Source organism: Mycobacterium sp. NGS49 (assembly GCF_059812565.1).
The window spans coordinates 1-593 of record NZ_JCALCX010000110.1 but is presented as its reverse complement, the minus strand read 5'-3'; the positions used below and the strand labels follow the sequence as shown (position 1 = coordinate 593).

Sequence of the window (593 nt, the reverse complement as noted above, 5' to 3'; positions counted from 1 at the left end):
GCGTGGAACAACCCGGCCGGTCAGACGATCAATGTCACGCCCACGGGGTTTTCCATCGCCCAGATGAATGGGTCGGCGCCCACCAACGGCGCTCCGCTGGGCTATCCCTCGATCTATGAGGGGGTGCACTACGGCACGTCCTCGACGGGCACGAACCTGCCCATCCAGTTGGGTCAGATCAACTCCGCGACGACCAGCATCGACTACAACTACGTGCCGACCGGTACCTGGAACGCCTCGTATGACATTTGGCTGGATTCCACCTACACCACCACCGGGGTCAACGATCAGGAGATCATGATCTGGTTCAACCACCAGGGCCCCATTCAGCCGGTGGGCTCCCCGGTCGGTAATGCCACGATCAACGGCAAGAGTTTTGTGGTGTGGGACGGCAGCAACGGGCAGAACAATGTGATGTCCTATGTCGCCACCGCGCCCATCGAGGTGTGGACCTTCGACGTGATGGACTTCGTCGACCACACGGCAACGATGGAGTCGATCAACGACTCGTGGTATCTGACCAGCATCCAGGCCGGCTTCGAGCCGTGGAACGGCGGCGTCGGCCTGGGCGTCGAATCGTTCTCCGCCGACGT

Annotated in this window: 1 protein-coding gene; it reads left to right on the top strand. The window is 61.4% G+C overall.

Annotated features, from left to right (window positions below; genetic code table 11):
- Nucleotides 1-63: 63 nt before the first annotated feature.
- Nucleotides 64-593 (top strand): GH12 family glycosyl hydrolase domain-containing protein (locus AC5Y7D_RS30910; protein ID WP_499929995.1); only part of this gene is annotated, 530 nt, incomplete at its 3' end.